Genomic DNA, 18,496 nt, shown 5'->3' with positions numbered 1-18,496 from the left:
GGAATTTTACTATGTATGCACAAATTCATCACATCTCTATTTTAAATCGATTGATAAAGCCTACATTTGACTTCTATCATAATACACTGGGATTAAAATTACTAATGAAAACGATCAACCAAGATGACCACACCATGTATCACTTGTTTTTCTCAGATAATGAGCAACGAACAGGTACCGAATTAACTTTTTTTGAATTGAATGATGGCCAAGATCAATCCTTTGGGACAAATACAATTGAACGAACTATTTTAAAAGTACCAACGCGCGCCTCTTTGGATTTTTGGGCAGAACGTCTTGAGCAAGCGGGTATCTGCCACTATGGTGTGGAAACATTTAACCAACACCCAATTTTGCGTTTTGAAGCGCCCGATAATACGCAAATGGCGCTTGTTCCGTTACGTGAATTTGAAAATGCGGAAGATTATTTTCCAGCTGAGCATTCTGAAATTCCAGTAGAACATGCAATTTTAGGCATTGATGCAATTCAATTACGCGTCCAATATGCCGCAGCTACCAAACAACCTTTAGTGGATTATTTACATTGGCATGAAAAAGAAACAGTACCTTTTTTTGAAACTGCGCATGAAGTAACCGTTCTGGAAAATCATCATCCACAGTTTTATCAAGAGGTGCACATCATTGATGACCGTACCAATCCGCTTGCCATTGAAGGAATTGGTGGCGTTCATCACGTCGCCTTTGGGGTGGAAGATACGCAAGAATTAACGCAAGTTGATAGCCTGTTAGAGGAAAAGAATTTTACAAACTCAGGAATTAAAGACCGCGAATTTTTCAAATCATTGTATTTTAGAGAACCGAACCACTTGTTATTTGAAGTAGCCACACAAAAAGGCCTGCTAGATGCCGAAGCCTATGAAAATCAAAGTTCAAACTTTGATGAAATCCCCCTTTATTTGCCTCACTTTTTGGCAGATCAAAGAGAACGAATCGAAGCGATTTTAGCACAACAACGCCATGAGTAAACAAAAATAGCGGTTCTAACCGCTATTTTTGTTTTTTAATATCCTATTATTGCCCTTTTTTGAAAAAAAGGAGTACACTAATAGTAGATGAACTGCGCAAGGAGGTGAGTACATGTTATCTAAGGAAGAAGTTCTACACTTATTGAACGAAGCAAAAAAAGAAGTCGATCGTTTAGAAACAAACCGCCAAGAAGATTTAGGTAATTCAATCAACTATATTGAAAATGAATTACAGCTCCAACGTGTCTTATCTCAAGTGGAAGCTTATGAAAAAGTGCTTGGTTAATTGATTACGCATTAAATGAGAGAGGAGCAACCAGATTCAGGTGAATGAATCTGGTTGCTCCTCTCTCATTTTTTACTAGACTAATTCGTAAGCAAGTTCTCGTGCAATAATTTTTGCGGTTGTTTCAGCGATTTCCCCAGTAAAGCCAATGCATTGTTCCATATGTTCAGGTGAACCCATCGTCATTTTACTTGTCAAAATACTGCAGCAAACCACTCGATGCTTTTGTCGAAAACTTTGATGCAATTCGTTGGCTAAAGCCATCGTTTTATTTACTTGTTCTCCTTTGGCTTCTGTCCGACCAAAAAAGTAGCCCAGACACATAACCCCGCCTGAAAGAGCACCACAAATACACTTCGCTCCTCCAACACCTACAGGAAACCCAGAAGCCATGGCCACAGCTTCAATGGGAATCTCCGCATCGAAGTGTTGCCGAATGGTCGCCACAATCGCTTCCGAGCAATAAAAATCACCGTTACGATAATAGGCTTCCGCTTCTTCCCTGATTGCTTGTAAACAAATTCTCTTTTTCAAAATGCCCTCCATTCTGTATCCGCTTTCATTTTATGAATAAAAGGATGCCAAGCATCCCTTTATTTTATAGATTTTCTGCAGAGGTAAATACTTCTGACACATCATCATCGTCTTCTAACTTGTCAACCAAGCGCTCTAATTGCGCTTTTTGTTCATCGTTCAAGGTTAGTAAGGTTTGCGGAACCATTGTTAATTCAGCTTGTGCTAATGAATAACCTGCTTGTTCTAAAGCATCGCGAACCGCTGTAAAATCTTCTGGTGCTGTGTAAATTTCAAATACTTCTGGTGATGTTTCTAAATCCTCGCCGCCTGCTTCCAAAACGACTTCTAGCATGTCGTCTTCCTCAATTGCATGATCTTCTCGCTTAATGACAATATAGCCTTTACGATCAAACATATAATTCACCGAACCCGTTTCACCTAAAGAGCCACCATTTCGAGTAAACGCGACGCGAACATTGGTGGCCGTTCGGTTGCGGTTATCTGTTAGTGCATGAACTAAAACTGCCACGCCACCTGGCCCGTATCCTTCATAAGTTACCTCGTCATAATGTTCCCCTTCACCAGCACTACTGGCTTTTTTTATGGCGCGCGCAATATTATCATTGGGCATATTGGCTGACTTAGCTTTATCGACTGCTAAACGTAAAGCAGGATTCATTGCGGGGTCAGGGCCACCTGCTTTTGCCGCCATATAGATTTCCCTTGAAACTTTTTGGAAAATTTTCCCACGTTTGGCATCTTGCGCATTTTTACGCCCTTGAATGTTGCTCCATTTGCTGTGTCCTGACATCCTTGATTCCTCCTGACTTTTCGTTACTATTCTCCTTTATTCTACTCTTCTTTTCAGTTAGGAACAAGCGCTACCAAAAAAAGACCCTCGCTTATCCATCTTTCTGACGAATAAACGAAGCTCTTCTAAATTAGCGTCTTCTTTTTTTATTTTTCTTCAAACCATGAACCACCAAACAAATAACGATGGCTGTCAAAGCACCCATGGCATCCAACATAACATCTTGAAAAAGAGGGGTCCTTCCGCCTGTGATCATTTGATGAAATTCATCTAAACCTGCATAGCCAGTAGCAGCTAGCCAGGAAACAACAGCTGTTAAAAACAGACCTTTGATTCTTGGCACTAATCCAATAAACCAACTACCACCTAATAGAAAATACGTACCAAAATGGGCTCCCTTACGAATAAAAAATTCAACAAATTTACTATAACCACTAGCTTGAATGCTCACTTCACTGCCAGCATATTGAAAAGAAATATTTTTTAATTGTTCTTCAAAAGGATGACTGCTCAGAAGTTTATCTAAAAGACCAACTTGTGATTGCTGTTCATACGTCTGTGATGAACTGAAAAATAAAATGGCCATAATTACAAACGCAATGACTAAATATAAATTACTATCTTTCAAATAATTTTTCATATAATCCTCTTTTCTTGGTTTCAAGTTGCCCCGTGCCTGCCACGGAAAATTCTTTTTTATTATAGTCGGTTTCGAGGGAAAAAGAAACAACTTCTCTTAGGTCTTATGATATACTGAAAAGAAAAAAATGAAAGAAGGATTGGATATGACCTATTCTATTACATGGGATTTAGACAGTATTTTCCCCAATGGGAGCGAGTCCAAAGAACTTAGCCAACGAATGACTCAATTAACCGAACAGACAAAAGAGTACCATCAATTAATCACAGAATGGACACCAGAAAGTGCCCAAGGCAAAGAACAATTTGCTGAAATCTTAACGTTACAAGGGAAAATCTCAAATGGCTTTTCACAATGTAATAGTTTTTTAACTGCTTTAATTTCTGCTAATACTAATGATACCAAGGCCAAAATTTTATCAGGCGATTTATACAATCTGTTGCCAGCGATTCAATTAGCTGAAACCATTTTTACTAAAAAAATCACCGAGATTTCAGCAGAACATTGGCAAGCCCTGTTAGCCGAAGAACCGTTCAAAACAATGGCTTTTCGCTTAAATGAATTACGCCGTGATGGAAAAAAACTGCTTTCCGAACAAGAAGAAAATATCATCAATACGCTTTCTCTAGATGGGTTAAATGCTTGGAGTACACATTACGATACGATTGTTGCTTCCATCGTGATTCCTTTTGAAGAAAAAGATGGCTCTGTGACAGAACTATCTGCAGGCCAAGCCTTTAACCGCATGATGGGAGATCCTGACAAAGAGGTTCGTCAACGTTTGTTTACAGCCTGGGAGAAAGCTTGGAGTGGCAAAGCTTCAATTTTAGCAGACACCCTAAATCACTTGGATGGGTTCCGTTTATCTGATTACAAATTGCATGGCACTACAGATTATTTAGAAAATCCCTTAAACTATAATCGAATGAGTCAAGAAACATTAACGGTTATGTGGGAAACCATCCAAAAAAATAAACAACCATTCGTCGACTTTCTAACGCGCAAAGCGCAATTATTCGGCAAAGAAAAAATGGATTGGCAAGACCAAGATGCACCAATTATTTTAGGTGATTTAGAAGAAAAAACGTATTCCTTTGATCAAGCCGCTGCCTTTATTTTAGAAAATTTCCGTAAATTCAGTCCGAAAATGGCCGATTTTGCCCAAATGGCTTTTGAAAAAAGTTGGATTGAAGCTGAAGATCGTCCAGGCAAACGTCCTGGGGGGTATTGTACAGAATTACCTGAAACACAAGAGTCGCGGATTTTCATGACCTTTGGCAATTCAATCAACGAAGTAGCTACTTTAGCCCATGAATTAGGTCACGCTTTCCATAGTAGCGTGATGTGGGATTTACCTTCATTGAACCGAGAGTATGCCATGAACGTAGCAGAAACAGCTAGTACCTTTGCAGAATTGATTGTTGCTGACGCCACCTTAAAAGAGGCCAAATCAGACGTTGAAAAGATTAACCTTTTAGACACAAAAATGCAAAATGCCATTGCTATGTTTATGAACATTCATGCGCGTTTTATCTTTGAAAATAATTTTTATCAAGCGCGCCAAAAAGGTTTAGTAGCGGAAGAAGATATTACTGAATTAATGTTAGCGGCGCAAAAAGAAAGCTACAAAGATAGTCTTGGCAGTTATCATCCTCATTTCTGGGCGAGCAAATTGCACTTCTTTATTGATGATGTGCCTTTCTATAATTTCCCATATACTTTTGGCTATCTATTCAGCATGGGTATCTATGCGTATGCCAATCAACAAGGCAGTTCTTTTGAAGACCAATACATTGCGTTATTAAGAGACACTGCTTCGATGACAAGCGAAGAATTAGCGAAAAAACATTTAAATGTTGACTTAACAAAACCTGATTTCTGGCAAGCCGGCATTGATCAAGTCCTAAAAGATGTGGAACAATTCATGACTTTAACTGAAAACTATGTAAACTAAGCAAAAAAGAAGCAGTAACCAACATCAGGTTACTACTTCTCTTTTTTTCAAATAGTTTCGATACGCAAGGTAGCCCACAAGCATTAGTCCAAACGTAACAAATTCAACTACGGGCATGGCTAACCAAACACCGGTTAATCCTAGTAATTTCACCAAAATAAATAAAACTGGCACAATTAAAAAGAATCCACGCAAAGAGGAAATCATTAGCGCCATTTTCGGTTTACGAACTGCCGAAAAGTAATAAATCCCCATAAAATTCAACCCTGTAAACAAGAAGGAAATCGCATATAAGCGGATGGCTGTCCTAGCAATTTGCGCCAACTGGTCGTTCCCTTCGCTATTAAAGACCTCAATAATTTGTCCTGTAAACACTTGACTGATTAAAAAAAACAGGAAGCCGGCAACCAAGTACGTAATAAAGCTAAGTTTAACAAATTTACGCAACACCTTCGTTTCCCCTAAACCATAGTATCGGCTGAGTAATGGTTGCGCCCCTTGCCCAATCCCTGTAAAAATGGCAATCACAATAATATTGAGGTTGGCAACAATCGCATAAGCTGAAATCGCCACATGACCAACTAAGTTTAACAAAACAATATTAAATAAAAACATGACAAAGGCCGAAGAAAATTCATTTAAAAAGGAAGAAAAACCAATCGACATAATTTCTCGAACATCCTGAAATTTCACTTTAAACTTTTCAAAACGTAAAACTCGTTGCGGCGACCACTTATGCAACGTAATCAGGATTAAGCTTGTTAAAGGTGACATCACCGTTGCAATGGCCGCACCTGCCATGCCCCACCCAAATTGATAAATAAAGACATAATCCAAAATAATATTGACAATTCCCCCACTGACAAAAGCAATCGTTGCCAAACGAGGATTATGGTCATTTCTTAAAAAAGTAATCAGGCAATTGTTTAAAATAAATAATAATGAACAGCTAAGGTAAATCATATAATATTCCTTTGCCAAACCAAACAAGACACCGGTCCCCTGAAGTCCCCGAATAATTTGATCGGAAAAAATCAAGCTCACTAAAGTAAAGAGACTCCCTATAACGAAAACTAACCCAATCGTTAAACTAAAATACTGATTGGCTTTTTTGATTTCTTTTTGCGCAACCGTGGTCGAAAACAACGTAGCGCCGCCAACGCCAAACATCCAACCTAATCCATTAATAATATTAACGAGTGGTAAGACAATGTTAAGCCCCGCCAACGCCTCGGTGCCGATCCCATTTGCAATGAAAAATGTGTCCGCCAAAATAAAAATTGATTGCGCCGCCATACTTAAAATTCCTAACAGAACATTTTTATAAAACAACGCAGTAAAATGGTTTTGCTGTGTTTGCTCCATACCCAAATCTCCTTCTAACAAAAAAAGGACTCATTCTTTTTGCTTCAAGGCTTACGCAAAAATCAGAATCCTTCAATTATTCAACCCAGCGATTAAATAATCTGTCTATTTATTGATACTTCTAGGGTAGCATTCTCTCTTCGAAAAAACAACCATCCTTCTATTTTTCTCATTTTAAACTTTCTTAAGCAGTTGCAGTTGTTTTTGAACCACTTGCCAATCTTCTTTCACGACTTCTTTTAAACGATAATTATAAAAGACAGCCGCTGGATGGAAGAGTGGAATGATTTGATAGGTTTTCTGCGTCCAATGATAGTTTTGTGATTGCTCATCAAATGTTTGAATGGGCGACTGAATGACCGTTCCGTGCACTGCAGTGATTGTTGGCTTTGGTCCTAAAAGTCGTTGCAACCCAATATTCCCCAGTGTCAAAATTAGTTCAGGTTGGCAAACAGCGATTTCCCAATCAAGCAATGGCGCAAAAATTTTGATTTCTTCTTTGGTTGGCGTTCGATTAGGAAATTTGGTTACTCTTTCTCCCGTTTTTGCAATCTGCTTCGTTTTCACAGAAAAAGGTCGACTCCTAACCGCACTGGTGATATACACCGTTTCACGACTTAAGCCAACTTGTTGTAATTGTTCCATCAACAATTGACCTGAACGCCCTATAAATGGTACGTTTTCTTTAATTTCTTCTTTTCCAGGGGCTTCCCCAATCAGCATCACTTTTGGCTGTTGCGGGCCTTGCCCTTCCACAAAACCTTCTAATGGTAAGTCTTTCGCTTTAGCTAAAACTGCTTTTTTCAGATGTTCAGGATAGTGCATTTACCATCACGCCTCTCTTCTGGTGTTCTTCCTTCGCTATATTGATTATAAATAGGACCCAAAAGAAACTCAAAAAAAGGGACCTACTCATTTAGGAGCTGGTTTTTCTACACACAAAGCTTTGTCTTTAGCTAGATAAAAAGGCCGTAAGTAACCAACTAAATTAGACATTGGTAAAACCTCCGATGGTAAATCGATCTTTAATGTCTCCTTTAAATAGGCTTTGCGTGTCGCAATCCGTTGCCACATGTCTGGATAAGTTTGCTGAATCTCTTTTTGCAGTGTTTCATCAGCCAAAGCCACACATTCTTCTGCACTCACCCCTGTATAACCAGGTACAGAAGGAATAATATCCACTTGAAAGAGCATGCCACTTTCCAAGCGAATGGCTGAATCTGGATAAATAGGCGACGACATCCATTCATCATCCGAAACTAAATGCCCAGGATTCAAATGCCAGTGATAGATTTCTTTTGGTAACTGTTCTTCAATCGCTTGGTACATTTCTCGCCCTAACAGTCCGATTCGAATGGTTTCAAGCCAGTGAACGACAGCTTGAAAATAGGGTTTTGCTACGCGCTCTAAATAATCACGTTGCGCTTCTGGCAATTGCTGCTCGTTTTCAATAACAAAACCTGTTCGGCTAGACAAGCCGCCTTTGTAGCCTGTAGTTAATGATAAGGCATCACCTAACTGAATTTCTTTGGCAGTCGGATACATGTTTGCATATTCAAAACGTTGACCAGTTGCCGCAATGGTTACTACCGTCGGCGTTTGACCTTCATCATTTAACAAAGCCCCAATGTCCGTTTCACGCTGTCCTATTTCAATTGCATTTAAGGCCTTTAACATACTGCGAGAAGCCAAATTCGCCCCATATTCATAGTGCGCCAATTCGTTAGCATTATTTGTTGCGCGAGCCCCCTTTGCTCCAATCAATAAGTGGGTCCCATTTAGTAAACGAGCTTCTTTCGGCAGCGCTTTTTTCAGTGCTTCGACAATAAAATGTGGCACATCAAACATAGTAGCAGGTTCTTGCTGTTGTGTCGTAAACATTTTCCACCCAACGATACCTATTTTTTGAGCAGTTTCATCGAGAAGCGTTTCAAAAATCTGCGACAACTTTTGTTCCCCAGCCATTGGTTGATTAGGTAGTGAAAAAGCTGGATAATGAATTAAATCGGCTGAGATGCGGGCATGTTGGCACAGTTTTAAATTTTCATTACCTAAAATAAGTGTCGCCGCACCATCCTTATTTAACACAAGAAGTCCTTCTTCAAACCTCGGAATAAAGCCAGTTAAGTATTCAAAATTACTGCCATGCTCTTTGTCTGCATAGAAGACCAATTGATCGAATTTTTCTGTTTCCATTCGTTGTAATACTTTCTGCTTGCGCGCCATCATCGTTTCATTCGTCAAATACATTGGAAAAACATTCTCAAAAACAGTAGGTTCAGCAATATGTGTATAATTAATTTTTCGCTTCATTATTATCCTCCATTATTCATCTGCGACAATCAACGTTACGCCTGCTTGCGCTAACTGCTCACAGAATTTTTCATCAGGTCGTGTATCTGTCACTAAACAATCAATTTCTGTTAATTCGCAAATTTTAAATAAACCCGTTTTGTTTAATTTCGTTTGGTCTGCTAAGGCAATGACTTGTTTGCCTTGTTGAATCATTCGCCGCTTGACTTGACCTTCTTCTTCTGTGTGAATAAATAATCCTTGTTCAGATAACGCAAACACACCTAATAATGTATAGTCGGGGGCAAATTCCCCAACCTTAGCGACTGTTTCTGCCCCAAACAAAAAGAGTTGTTGTTTATGCAGTTGCCCAGGTAATACTGTAATTTTTGTCTGATCCATTTGCGCTAGAAGTAGCGCATGACTGAGAGAGTTCGTTATCGCGTGAATCGGACTATTTTCCATCGCTCGAATAGCTGCTTCCACCGTGGTTGATGAATCAAAAAAAATGGACGCTTGTTTGGGAATATTTGCCCAAACTTTTTGGGCAATGGCTTGTTTTTTCTCTGGATGCTTCACTATTCGTTGAGCATAATCGTAAATAGTTGCTTCAGACTGCACTGAGATAGCGCCACCGTGCGTTCTCTTTAAATGTCCTTCCTTTTCTAAACGAATTAAATCTCGCCGAATAGTATCTTTTGAAACGGAGACTTGCTCCGCTAACGCTTCCATGGAAATACTTTTTTGTTCATTCACTATTTTTTGAATCTTGGCTAAACGTTCTTCAATCAACATGCTTCCTCACCTCTTCTAAGTAAAGATAGCACCTTTTGCATCATTTTGCAAATAAATGCAAAACAATGCAAAAAAAAGACAAAAAAACTAGTCCTTCATTTTCTAACGAAGGGCTAGTTTGAGAGTGGTTTTAATAGGTAAATTGAATAATCATGCCGCTAGGATCTTCTAACGCAAGTAAATGATCTTTGGCAATAAAATGTAACTTTGCTTCTTCCGCATTGGCTTGGACTATCTCTAAATCTGCCGCAGTTGGTAAACGGAAGGTGTAATTTTCTAAGCCAAATTGATTTTCTTGAATCGTTGGCAGCTGTTTGCCGCTCCATGTATTTGTCCCAATATGATGATGGTACTGACCCGCTGCAAAAAACTTCGCTTGTTGACCAAAGTTAGACTTTAAGCCAAACCCTAAGTTTTTATAGAACGTTTCAGTGGCATCTAAATCGGCCACTTTCAAATGAATGTGCCCAATTTTAGAACCTTCGGAAATTCCTAGCCAGTGACCGTCAGCTTCTGCAGCTAAACTATCACCGTCTAATTCTTCTGTCACACCGATAATTTCACCATTTGGACGAATATCCCAGACTTCTTCTGGTTTATCCCAATAAATTTCGATGCCATTATTTTCTGGATCACTTAAGTAAAGGGCTTCACTATAGCCATGATCTGCTGCGCCAATTTGCACATTTTCCTGCAAAAGCCACAGCAACATATTGCCTAAATCTTTGCGGGTTGGTAGCAGGAAAGCAATATGGTACAAGCCAGTGGTACCCTGATTTTCTTCCCCAGCTGTTAGTTCTTTTAAGACAAGAATTGCATCGTTGGTGCCTTGTGGCGCTAGCCAAGCACGTCCCTCTCCTTGTTTTAAAAGTTTTAAGCCAATTGTTTTCGTATAAAAGTTTACCATTTTATCTAAATCAGCCACTTTCAAAGTGACTTGTTGAATCCCAATATTACTTGGTAATGCTTGAACCATTTGCTTTCACTCCTTTCCTCTTCGTTTTACTAAAGCAATGATTTAGTTGAATTCTTTAAAACGAGCACTATCTTCCATGTATTCTTTTTCGCCAGCTGGCGCTTCAATGGAACCAATGACCATTTGTGCACGTAAATTCCAGTTTGCAGGAATTGACCATTCTGCAGCAACCGCTTCGTCAATAACTGGATTGTAGTGTTGTAGGTTTGCGCCGATATTTTCTTGCGCTAAGGCAGTCCAAACGTTCGCTTGTGTTAAACCAGTTGCTTGTTCAGACCAAACAGGGAAGTTATCCGCATATAATGGGAAGCTATCTTGTAAGTTTTTCACGATATCTGTATCTTCAAAGAATAAAATTGTGCCCGCACCAGCTGCAAAACCTTGTAATTTAGCTTGTGTGTTTGGAAATGCTTCTGCTGGAGTTAATGGTTTTAAGGCGTCTTCAGTCATTGCCCATAATTTTTTGTGAGCATCGCCGAATAAGAACACAACACGTTGTGTTTGAGAGTTAAAAGCTGTTGGACTTTCTCTAACAACTTCTTTTACTAAAGCAGTTACTTCTTCTTTTGAAATTGGTAAGTTTTCTCCTAAAGCATAGATTGAACGACGGTTTTTCATCATTTCAGTAAATTTTGACATAATATGTTCATCCTTTCGAATTTCCTCAGTAAATTCATTTAATTTTGTTTACATGCTTACTATACTACCTTACTAAAAGTAAGTAAAGCTTTTTGTCTTACTTTTTGTAAGTTTTTTTATTTTTTAGTGAAAAACCTTATTCTACCAAAGAAAAAACAACCAGCTTTTTTCTAAGAAAAAGAAAAATCTGGTTGTCGATTAATAAATGTAGAAGTCAATTGAATCGTTTTCGGCCGTTTTTCTTGAAATAAATGTGTGGCTTTTTCCCCTAATTCCATTAATGGATGACAGATTGTTGAAAAATTTAAAATTTCACTTAATAAAGTTTGTTCCTGTCCCACTAAAAAGAGTGGTCTTTCAATAACGGCTTGAATCCCTGCGGCAATTTCATCACCGTTGGTCACAACCGCTTGGAGCGTTGGATCTTGCCCACAGTGTCGTCCTACTTCACACCCATCTTCATAGGTTAAACAGTCCTTAAATAACCGATTTTCAGGAATCACTCCATAAATTTCCTGATATGCGTCAACTAAATAGCGTGCGCTTGTACTTTTTTCTGGTGCACGGTTAATCGTAATTGCCACTTCACTACATCCTTGTTGTTTCAACGCTTGGAAAACCCGCCGATAAACGGTTAAACGATCGATATAGATACTAGCATAACTAGGGTCTTCTATTTTTTCACAAAAAACAACTTGCTCTTTATACGGAGCAAACACACTTAAAGGATTTGCCTTTGACAAAACAATCATGCCATCAAACGCACCCGTGGCCATTTTTTCCAAGTAACTTTTTTCAACTTCTTTATCATAATCCGTTGGTAACAAACTGACCATCATCCCTTGCTGAAATGCTTGGTGGATAATCCCACTTAAAATAGCATCAAAATAAGGTTGATTCGTATAAGGAACCATGACACCTAATGTATTACTTTTCCCAAAGCTAAGATTTCTCGCTAATATATTGGGCTTATAGCCCAACTCATCGATAATTGCTTGGATTTTCAGTCGTTTTTCTTCAGAAACATACGGATGATGATTAATCACACGCGAAACAGTCGTGACTGAAGATCCTGAAAGGCGCGCAATTTCTCGAATTGTTGTCATACTTTCACCCCATTACTTTACAAAATTGAGTTAAATAAGGCACAATCCCTGTCCCGTAATCAACAAAACGATAAAAGGTCTCCTGCCAAGCAAAAGAAATTTCCTGAATATCCTCCTGCTGTGTCAAGTGCCACTCCGTTATCTGATGGTACGGAATTTCTTGATGCCAAATCTTATAGTATTTTTTGGGACTATTTAACTGCAGACTTTTGGCCGTCGTAGTCACCGAGACAAAATAGTAATCCATACCAAGTCTATCGCTTATCTCCACTATAACATTCATTTTCATGCCCTCCAATATTTTGATACACATAGCTTACCTTATGAAACGCGTACCAGAGCAAGAGGAAAAATAAAAAAAGTGAGACCATGTTATACTAGATGTATCATATAAAAGCAAAGGATGAGTGCAATGGAAACTGTTACAGTAGCAACAAAAAGCGACTTACTAACAAATTTGAACAAGCAAACAGATGAAATCATTATCTCGGGGGCACTTGCACAAGAAATTTACCACTTAAAAAAACAACAATTAACCGAAACGGAAGAAATCGGCTTTTTAGTGGGCAGCCAAGGTGCTGGCTCATTTTTAACCTATTTAATCGAGAAGTTATCCTATATAAATTCGGAGCTATCGCCAGAAGAACAAAAAATTGAACATGCGATTTTGCGTTTGTATGTTATTAAAAAATTAACTCCAGAAACTACTTTATTACGTCTAAAACAGTTAGATTATTAAAATTTTATTTAATCAAGATAGACCAATTCCCCGCGTACAACGAGTCCCTTTCATTAATCACTTGATATAATTACCTTTATTCAAGTTCCCACCATTGTCATTATCGATTAACCAATGGTATATTAGAAGTAACAGATAAGTCATTTTATTTGAAAAAGTGTTTGGGAAATGTTTGGGGAGGAATGTTTATGTGTCAACCGCAGGAAAAAAAGAAAGAAATTTCTGTTGCTAAGTTACGTTATCGTTTTGAAGTACCAATGATTATCATTGGTTTTGTTTTATTGTTTTTCGCATTGGGGTTAGTTGCTTTATTGATATTGAGTGATTTGCCGATTCCTGACTGGTTATTAATTGTCTTAATTGCACCAATTGCGCCAGTCATTGCTTTTTTTACCATTCGTTATATGTACATGGATACTGCTTCTAACGGAGTGGAAATTACAGAAAATCAGTTACCAGAAATTTATTCCTTGTATATTGATTTGGCAAAAGAAATGGGCTTTGGCACTAAAAAATTAAGGATGCCACGTCTTTATTTAATCAACGGGAATGGTGTCTTAAACGCTTTTGCGGCAAAATGCTCTTTACACAGACGCTATGTTGTCATTCACAGTGATTTGTTGGATATCGCGTACAATACAGGCGATTTTTCGCTGATTCGCTTTATTTTGGCACACGAGCTAGGACACCATAAATGTGGGCACACTAATTTATGGCGACTAATGTTATCCATTATTTTGAAACCAGTTGCGTTAGATAAAAGTTTTACAAGAACGCAAGAATATACCGCTGATCGCGCAGGTTTATACTACGCAGAAGAAGGTGCTTTAAGCATGATTTATTTATTTTCAGGAAAATACATGGGCAGTCGTGTGGATTTAGAAGAATACTTTCACAGTATTGATTTACATGATGATACCATCTGGCTTAAATTGAGTAACTTCTTATCCGATCATCCTGTTGGCTTCCGTCGAATGCAAACATTGAAAAAAGCCAAAGATACTGGCAATTGGGATGTTCATGGAAAATTTTTCTAGCGAGAGCCAACCATCATTAAATAAACGTGCTGGGACAAAAGATTCTTTAACTTTTGTCCCAGCACGTTTATTAATCCACCAATAAATGAACAAATTCTTCTTTGGTGATATTTACAAAGTAGTCTTCAAAGTTAAACGCTGCTAATGCTTGCCAAATTGATGAATACTGATAGTCCACACCTAATAAAGCTGCAACGATTTCCGCTGTTTCTTTTTTGGCAAAGTAATCACCATAAATCGTTAACTCAATTATTTTACCTTTTTCAACAGTCAAACGTGCATCCACAATGCCGCCTTTAAACTTTTCTTCTTTTTTGATCGTAAATTTAGGCGCTTCACCAAAAATCCAAGCTTCATTGCCATACACTTCAGCGACCAATTTCCTAATTTCCTGCTGATCTGCTTTGGTTAGGACATATTCTTTCTCCGCAATTTCAGTTAGAGATTCGACATCAAAGAGCTCCATCAGTAAACGATTGCGAAATTCCTCGATGGTTAATTGTTGATATTTTTCGTCTAAGTACGGCCGTAAATTGGTTACGCGTCCCCGAACAGATTTTGTCCCTTTTGATTCAATTTTTTTCTTAGAAACAGTTAAGACACGTTGAACTTCTGCCAAATCAACATCATACATCAAGGTACCATGAGTATACATCTTCCCCTTTTTTGTATACATGGCATTGCCAGAAAATTTTTTCCCATCAATTAATAAATCATTGCGACCGCTAATCTCGGCCCCCGTTGCGCCCATTTTATGTAATGCTTCAATAATTGGTTTAGTGAACGCTTTAAAATCCCCAAAAGCTTGATGTCCTTCCTGAACAACAAAACTAAAGCTGACATTCCCGAGATCATCATAAACAGCACCACCGCCCGATAAACGGCGAGTAATAACGATTCCCTTCTCTCTAGCATAAGCTAAGTCAATTTCTTCATAAGCATTTTGATTTCGGCCTAAAATAACACAGGGTTCCTGAATATAAAACAACACTAAGGGCTCTTCAAAAGAGAGAGTGTTTAATAGATAATCTTCCGTTGCTAAATTTTCACGAATATCTCGTGACTGCATTATGACATAACGCATAAGGTCGCCCCACTTCTTTTTCTTCTAGTGTATCACTTTCTTTCAAAATTGGTTCACTAAACGTCTTCTCTGGCCATTCTCAAAAGAGGATGATCAACAAAAAAAGAACGTGGGACAACAATCACTTTGGATGTTTGTTCCACGCTCAAAATCTAATAAACAGCAGTTACAGAACTGTTTAGCTTTTTAATCTAACCAAGTTACTACTTCTGAAACATCTCGTCGGACTGTTTCAAAGCCGGGTGTTTGAGCTTTGCCAATCGGAATAATCAGTCCGTTCACTAAATGATCCTCAATATTAAATAACTTGCGAACAGCTTCTGTTTCAAAACCAGACATCGCCACAGTATCATAGCCTCGATCTTTTGCAGAAAGCATCAGCTGCATCGCAACTAAGCCTTGGTCTAACATTAGCCACTCTCTTTTTTGTTCTTCGCTAACATCATAGTACCAAGAAACATTTTCATTAATTCCTTGACGAATTTCTTCCGTCATCGTTCCTTGTGCGACAGCTTTAGCACTGATTTCATCTGCATTGGCCACTGTATAAGCAGTCAAATCACCTAATAAAATAATCACCGCCGCTGCCCCTTTAACTGCTGGTTGTTGCATCGAAACTTCGTAAAGGGCCTCTTTTTGTTCTTTTTCTGTGACAATTAAAAAACGCCATGAATTTAAATTGGTACTATTTGGCGCGAACATCGCTTCCTCAATTATGGCCATTAATTCCTCTTTAGGAATCTCAACATCTGGCATAAAATCCCGAACTGAGCGGCGGCTGCGAACAACATCTTGATACATCATATTTCTTCTTCCTTCCTCTTGCCTTACTTGACATAGTTATTATTACTCACTATGATGGAGAAAAAAAGTACGCACTTTTTATTCACCTAGGAAGAAAAAAGTAACCATTACGTGTCACAAGGAGAAACTATGACAACTGATAAACAAACCAGTATCAACTTAGCCCTTTCCACCATTAACGGCAAATGGAAATTATCATTAATGGATGAATTATTCCAAGGAACCAAGCGCAACGGTGAATTGATGCGTGCGCTCGACGGAATCACTCAGCGCGTCCTGACAGATCGCTTGAGAGAAATGGAAAAAGATGGCCTAGTCCATCGAGAATCCTTTAACGAACTGCCCCCTCGTGTGGAATATACGCTCACTCCGGAAGGATATGCTCTTTACGATGCCCTCTCTTCACTCTGCCATTGGGGCGAAACATTTGCACAAAAAAAGGCGAGACTTAACAAATAAGTCTCGTCTTTTTTTATCTATTTTGGGTATTATGGGTAAACTTAAGATATTTTTGAAGTCCTTCTTGAATTGAATAAACGGGCGAAAAACCTAAGCCTTTCAAAGCAGAACTATCTGAAAGAGAATATTTTATATCGCCATCTCGTTCCTTTTGATAAGAAACTGGCAAAGAAAGTCCCACTAATTGGTTCATTTCTTCAATTAATTGATTAAGAGAAATGGCAACTTCGGTACCCACATTATAAACATGTCCCAACGCTTCACTTTTGGTTGCTACTAAATTTAATGCAGTTAGGACATCCTCAATGTAGATAAAGTCACGTGTTTGCTGACCATCTCCAAATATTTGAAATTGGCTCGCTTGCCCTTGCTCTAATTGGATATAACGATCCATCAAAATGGACAGGACACCAGAATAGGGTGAAGAAGGATTTTGATTGGGACCATAGACATTAAAGAAGCGAACTGCGCTTGTAGGTACCCCATGTAAATGGTATTCATTGAGAACATAACGTTCAGCAGCAAACTTATCAATAGCATAGGGACTCAAAGGGCAAATCACCGAAGTTTCTCTTTTAGGCAACGTTGGCTCTGCACCGTAAACGGCTGCCGACGAAGCAAAAACAAAACGTTTGAGCTCTTTTTGATATTTTTTTATTGATTCCAGTATTTTCAATACACTTAAAAAATTGACCTCGTGGGTCTCTAGAGGCTGTGCCACAGAACTTGCCACGCTTGCCACGGCCGCGAGATGAAAGATATACTCAAACGAATGCTTTGAAAGTACTTCGTCCAATAATTGCTGATCCGTCACACTTCCTTTAATAAAAACCAACTGCTCAGTTTGTTGCAAATTTGACACTCGCCCCATGGACAAATCATCAATCACAAAAACTTGATACTGTTGACTATAAAAATTAGCCAAATTAGAACCAATAAAGCCAGCTCCTCCAGTAATTAATAGTTTCTTCACCTCTTTGCTTCCTCTCTTTTTTTTAATTTAATTCCACTTTTTTCGTGTTATTTTCTCTTTGGAATAAAAAAATGCAATATCGAATGAACACATAACTTACAATAGCCACAGCTAATAAAAGTTCAAAAGTAGACAAAATATTTAACAGACTCGTTAGGCCTACCTTTTCTGCAAATAAAGGTTTAACTTTGACTAATGCTGTCGCAGAAATTACTAATGGGAATGTAAAGGCAGCATAACTTGGATAGAATGTCACTTGCATAATTTTATATAGATTCACTACTACAATCCCATAAATACATTGAGATAAAATTAGCAAGAAAACAACTAATGGCATATACAAATGACCACCCATTGAAATATAGCCAGCTAAACATAACGAACCTGGCGCTGTCATAATCGTCAATAAAGGAATGGTCGATTCAGGCATTTCTTTCGACTTCGTAATTCTCTTGATTAAAATTGGTAACAAGAGTAAATAAAAGAACAACGCTACCCAAAAAACAATTTTTCCCAACTCATTGATAAACAATTGAGAAGTATTAGGAATAACGCCAATGCCGACAAACGTAATAAACCAGCTTGGATAAATATGTTCCAGTTCGATTTTTGTTGGAAAAATATGCACCGCTACAAAATAAATCATTAAAATAAAATGTAAAATCACTGCGCCAATCCACAACACATTAATCCAAGCAGCATTGGTAAATATCCGATCTAAGAAAACACAGATAACCATTAAAGCCATTGTAAATGTTGGTGATACCGAAGCAATAATTGGATCATCTAAGGTGCTTAATGCATGTTTCATTGTAAAAATAATTTTTAAAATAACTAAAATCATTAAGAGACTGCCAAGTACACAATAAATGGTCCCAATTGTTGCATATCCCAAGGAATAAAGTAAATTCCCCAAAGAAACCATCCCTAAAATTAGTCCGCAAATGGGAATCGGGACTTTCCGCAAGAATTTTTTCGCACTTTCTACCATTATGTAGTCACACTCCGTCTTTATTTATTATTATTGATATTAA

21 protein-coding genes are annotated in these 18,496 nt (G+C 38.2%); 6 read left to right on the top strand and 15 right to left on the bottom strand.

Features of this window, described 5'->3' with window-relative positions:
* Positions 1 to 11: 11 nt before the first annotated feature.
* Both IGK72_RS02170 and IGK72_RS02165 read left to right on the top strand, forming a co-directional pair.
* Positions 12 to 986, top strand: coding sequence for a ring-cleaving dioxygenase (locus IGK72_RS02170; RefSeq protein ID WP_002358652.1), 975 nt, complete (start codon positions 12 to 14; stop codon positions 984 to 986).
* Positions 987 to 1,098: 112 nt separating this feature from the next.
* Entirely contained in the window at positions 1,099 to 1,272 is a 174-nt protein-coding gene (locus IGK72_RS02165; RefSeq protein WP_002355495.1) for a hypothetical protein, read from the top strand.
* 75 nt (positions 1,273 to 1,347) lie between these two features.
* Here the strand turns inward: IGK72_RS02165 and IGK72_RS02160 are convergent, their stop codons facing one another.
* From IGK72_RS02160 to IGK72_RS02150, 3 genes are all read right to left on the bottom strand, one after another.
* Positions 1,348 to 1,818 carry a C-GCAxxG-C-C family protein gene (locus IGK72_RS02160; RefSeq protein WP_002384891.1) on the bottom strand — a complete coding sequence of 157 codons (471 nt, stop codon included), beginning with the start codon at positions 1,816 to 1,818 and terminating at the stop codon, positions 1,348 to 1,350.
* A gap of 52 nt (positions 1,819 to 1,870) precedes the next feature.
* On the bottom strand, positions 1,871 to 2,599 hold the full coding sequence (locus tag IGK72_RS02155; RefSeq protein ID WP_002361233.1) for a YebC/PmpR family DNA-binding transcriptional regulator: 729 nt from the start codon (positions 2,597 to 2,599) through the stop codon (positions 1,871 to 1,873).
* A gap of 130 nt (positions 2,600 to 2,729) precedes the next feature.
* Positions 2,730 to 3,239, bottom strand: coding sequence for a VanZ family protein (locus IGK72_RS02150; RefSeq protein WP_002366143.1), 510 nt, complete (start codon positions 3,237 to 3,239; stop codon positions 2,730 to 2,732).
* Positions 3,240 to 3,366: 127 nt separating this feature from the next.
* On the opposite strand from IGK72_RS02150, the gene IGK72_RS02145 reads away from it, so the two are divergent.
* The gene (locus tag IGK72_RS02145) at positions 3,367 to 5,193 is read left to right on the top strand and encodes a M3 family oligoendopeptidase (RefSeq protein ID WP_002399760.1); all 1,827 of its coding nucleotides are present in this window, start codon (positions 3,367 to 3,369) and stop codon (positions 5,191 to 5,193) included.
* Positions 5,194 to 5,217: 24 nt separating this feature from the next.
* Here IGK72_RS02145 and IGK72_RS02140 read toward each other — a convergent pair whose 3' ends face one another.
* From IGK72_RS02140 to IGK72_RS02105, 8 genes are all read right to left on the bottom strand, one after another.
* Positions 5,218 to 6,558: an MATE family efflux transporter gene (locus tag IGK72_RS02140; protein ID WP_023894906.1), complete on the bottom strand. Its 1,341-nt coding sequence runs from the start codon at positions 6,556 to 6,558 to the stop codon at positions 5,218 to 5,220.
* Positions 6,559 to 6,732: 174 nt separating this feature from the next.
* Positions 6,733 to 7,383 (bottom strand): uracil-DNA glycosylase, encoded by a 651-nt coding sequence (locus tag IGK72_RS02135; RefSeq protein ID WP_002355481.1) that lies wholly within the window; start codon positions 7,381 to 7,383, stop codon positions 6,733 to 6,735.
* Between the two features lie 87 nt (positions 7,384 to 7,470).
* Positions 7,471 to 8,871 carry a M24 family metallopeptidase gene (locus IGK72_RS02130; protein ID WP_023894905.1) on the bottom strand — a complete coding sequence of 467 codons (1,401 nt, stop codon included), beginning with the start codon at positions 8,869 to 8,871 and terminating at the stop codon, positions 7,471 to 7,473.
* Positions 8,872 to 8,883: 12 nt separating this feature from the next.
* Complete coding sequence (locus tag IGK72_RS02125) at positions 8,884 to 9,645, bottom strand: DeoR/GlpR family DNA-binding transcription regulator (RefSeq protein ID WP_002371456.1); 762 nt, start codon at positions 9,643 to 9,645, stop codon at positions 8,884 to 8,886.
* Positions 9,646 to 9,775: 130 nt separating this feature from the next.
* Complete coding sequence (locus IGK72_RS02120; protein WP_002358647.1) at positions 9,776 to 10,621, bottom strand: VOC family protein; 846 nt, start codon at positions 10,619 to 10,621, stop codon at positions 9,776 to 9,778.
* Between the two features lie 42 nt (positions 10,622 to 10,663).
* Entirely contained in the window at positions 10,664 to 11,260 is a 597-nt protein-coding gene (locus tag IGK72_RS02115; RefSeq protein ID WP_002355475.1) for a nitroreductase family protein, read from the bottom strand.
* A 170-nt stretch (positions 11,261 to 11,430) separates the two neighbouring features.
* A complete protein-coding gene (locus tag IGK72_RS02110) occupies positions 11,431 to 12,366 on the bottom strand; it encodes a LacI family DNA-binding transcriptional regulator (protein ID WP_002355472.1) in 936 nt (311 codons plus the stop codon).
* A gap of 4 nt (positions 12,367 to 12,370) precedes the next feature.
* A complete protein-coding gene (locus tag IGK72_RS02105; protein WP_002364844.1) occupies positions 12,371 to 12,655 on the bottom strand; it encodes a hypothetical protein in 285 nt (94 codons plus the stop codon).
* A gap of 114 nt (positions 12,656 to 12,769) precedes the next feature.
* On the opposite strand from IGK72_RS02105, the gene IGK72_RS02100 reads away from it, so the two are divergent.
* Positions 12,770 to 13,105 carry a hypothetical protein gene (locus IGK72_RS02100; RefSeq protein ID WP_002382952.1) on the top strand — a complete coding sequence of 112 codons (336 nt, stop codon included), beginning with the start codon at positions 12,770 to 12,772 and terminating at the stop codon, positions 13,103 to 13,105.
* 182 nt (positions 13,106 to 13,287) lie between these two features.
* On the top strand, positions 13,288 to 14,142 hold the full coding sequence (locus IGK72_RS02095; RefSeq protein WP_002382951.1) for a M48 family metallopeptidase: 855 nt from the start codon (positions 13,288 to 13,290) through the stop codon (positions 14,140 to 14,142).
* 70 nt (positions 14,143 to 14,212) lie between these two features.
* Here the strand turns inward: IGK72_RS02095 and IGK72_RS02090 are convergent, their stop codons facing one another.
* Both IGK72_RS02090 and IGK72_RS02085 read right to left on the bottom strand, forming a co-directional pair.
* The gene (locus tag IGK72_RS02090; protein ID WP_002389569.1) at positions 14,213 to 15,226 is read right to left on the bottom strand and encodes a lipoate--protein ligase; all 1,014 of its coding nucleotides are present in this window, start codon (positions 15,224 to 15,226) and stop codon (positions 14,213 to 14,215) included.
* 186 nt (positions 15,227 to 15,412) lie between these two features.
* The gene (locus tag IGK72_RS02085; protein WP_002355466.1) at positions 15,413 to 16,030 is read right to left on the bottom strand and encodes a nitroreductase family protein; all 618 of its coding nucleotides are present in this window, start codon (positions 16,028 to 16,030) and stop codon (positions 15,413 to 15,415) included.
* 111 nt (positions 16,031 to 16,141) lie between these two features.
* Between IGK72_RS02085 and IGK72_RS02080 the strand changes: the two genes are divergently transcribed.
* Positions 16,142 to 16,489 (top strand): winged helix-turn-helix transcriptional regulator, encoded by a 348-nt coding sequence (locus tag IGK72_RS02080; RefSeq protein ID WP_002355464.1) that lies wholly within the window; start codon positions 16,142 to 16,144, stop codon positions 16,487 to 16,489.
* A 13-nt stretch (positions 16,490 to 16,502) separates the two neighbouring features.
* Here the strand turns inward: IGK72_RS02080 and IGK72_RS02075 are convergent, their stop codons facing one another.
* Together IGK72_RS02075 and IGK72_RS02070 are read right to left on the bottom strand one after the other, a co-directional pair.
* The gene (locus IGK72_RS02075; protein ID WP_023894903.1) at positions 16,503 to 17,462 is read right to left on the bottom strand and encodes a GDP-mannose 4,6-dehydratase; all 960 of its coding nucleotides are present in this window, start codon (positions 17,460 to 17,462) and stop codon (positions 16,503 to 16,505) included.
* A 22-nt stretch (positions 17,463 to 17,484) separates the two neighbouring features.
* Complete coding sequence (locus tag IGK72_RS02070) at positions 17,485 to 18,453, bottom strand: TDT family transporter (protein WP_002355462.1); 969 nt, start codon at positions 18,451 to 18,453, stop codon at positions 17,485 to 17,487.
* Positions 18,454 to 18,496: the final 43 nt, after the last annotated feature.

The organism is Enterococcus sp. DIV0183, assembly GCF_050541505.1.
Classification (GTDB): Bacteria; Bacillota; Bacilli; order Lactobacillales; family Enterococcaceae; genus Enterococcus; species Enterococcus faecalis.
Note: the sequence above shows the minus strand (reverse complement) of the source record. Positions and strands in the feature narration are given on the sequence as shown.

What these genes read in the sequence shown, in the direction of transcription:
- IGK72_RS02170 (WP_002358652.1), top strand. Translation starts at nt 12, where the DNA reads ATGTATGCACAAATTCATCACATCTCTATTTTAAATCGATTGATAAAG.
- IGK72_RS02165 (WP_002355495.1), top strand. Translation starts at nt 1,099, where the DNA reads ATGTTATCTAAGGAAGAAGTTCTACACTTATTGAACGAAGCAAAAAAA.
- IGK72_RS02160 (WP_002384891.1), bottom strand. Translation starts at nt 1,818, where the DNA reads ATGGAGGGCATTTTGAAAAAGAGAATTTGTTTACAAGCAATCAGGGAA.
- IGK72_RS02155 (WP_002361233.1), bottom strand. Translation starts at nt 2,599, where the DNA reads ATGTCAGGACACAGCAAATGGAGCAACATTCAAGGGCGTAAAAATGCG.
- IGK72_RS02150 (WP_002366143.1), bottom strand. Translation starts at nt 3,239, where the DNA reads ATGAAAAATTATTTGAAAGATAGTAATTTATATTTAGTCATTGCGTTT.
- IGK72_RS02145 (WP_002399760.1), top strand. Translation starts at nt 3,367, where the DNA reads ATGAAAGAAGGATTGGATATGACCTATTCTATTACATGGGATTTAGAC.
- IGK72_RS02140 (WP_023894906.1), bottom strand. Translation starts at nt 6,558, where the DNA reads ATGGAGCAAACACAGCAAAACCATTTTACTGCGTTGTTTTATAAAAAT.
- IGK72_RS02135 (WP_002355481.1), bottom strand. Translation starts at nt 7,383, where the DNA reads ATGCACTATCCTGAACATCTGAAAAAAGCAGTTTTAGCTAAAGCGAAA.
- IGK72_RS02130 (WP_023894905.1), bottom strand. Translation starts at nt 8,871, where the DNA reads ATGAAGCGAAAAATTAATTATACACATATTGCTGAACCTACTGTTTTT.
- IGK72_RS02125 (WP_002371456.1), bottom strand. Translation starts at nt 9,645, where the DNA reads ATGTTGATTGAAGAACGTTTAGCCAAGATTCAAAAAATAGTGAATGAA.
- IGK72_RS02120 (WP_002358647.1), bottom strand. Translation starts at nt 10,621, where the DNA reads ATGGTTCAAGCATTACCAAGTAATATTGGGATTCAACAAGTCACTTTG.
- IGK72_RS02115 (WP_002355475.1), bottom strand. Translation starts at nt 11,260, where the DNA reads ATGTCAAAATTTACTGAAATGATGAAAAACCGTCGTTCAATCTATGCT.
- IGK72_RS02110 (WP_002355472.1), bottom strand. Translation starts at nt 12,366, where the DNA reads ATGACAACAATTCGAGAAATTGCGCGCCTTTCAGGATCTTCAGTCACG.
- IGK72_RS02105 (WP_002364844.1), bottom strand. Translation starts at nt 12,655, where the DNA reads ATGAAAATGAATGTTATAGTGGAGATAAGCGATAGACTTGGTATGGAT.
- IGK72_RS02100 (WP_002382952.1), top strand. Translation starts at nt 12,770, where the DNA reads ATGAGTGCAATGGAAACTGTTACAGTAGCAACAAAAAGCGACTTACTA.
- IGK72_RS02095 (WP_002382951.1), top strand. Translation starts at nt 13,288, where the DNA reads ATGTTTATGTGTCAACCGCAGGAAAAAAAGAAAGAAATTTCTGTTGCT.
- IGK72_RS02090 (WP_002389569.1), bottom strand. Translation starts at nt 15,226, where the DNA reads ATGCGTTATGTCATAATGCAGTCACGAGATATTCGTGAAAATTTAGCA.
- IGK72_RS02085 (WP_002355466.1), bottom strand. Translation starts at nt 16,030, where the DNA reads ATGATGTATCAAGATGTTGTTCGCAGCCGCCGCTCAGTTCGGGATTTT.
- IGK72_RS02070 (WP_002355462.1), bottom strand. Translation starts at nt 18,453, where the DNA reads ATGGTAGAAAGTGCGAAAAAATTCTTGCGGAAAGTCCCGATTCCCATT.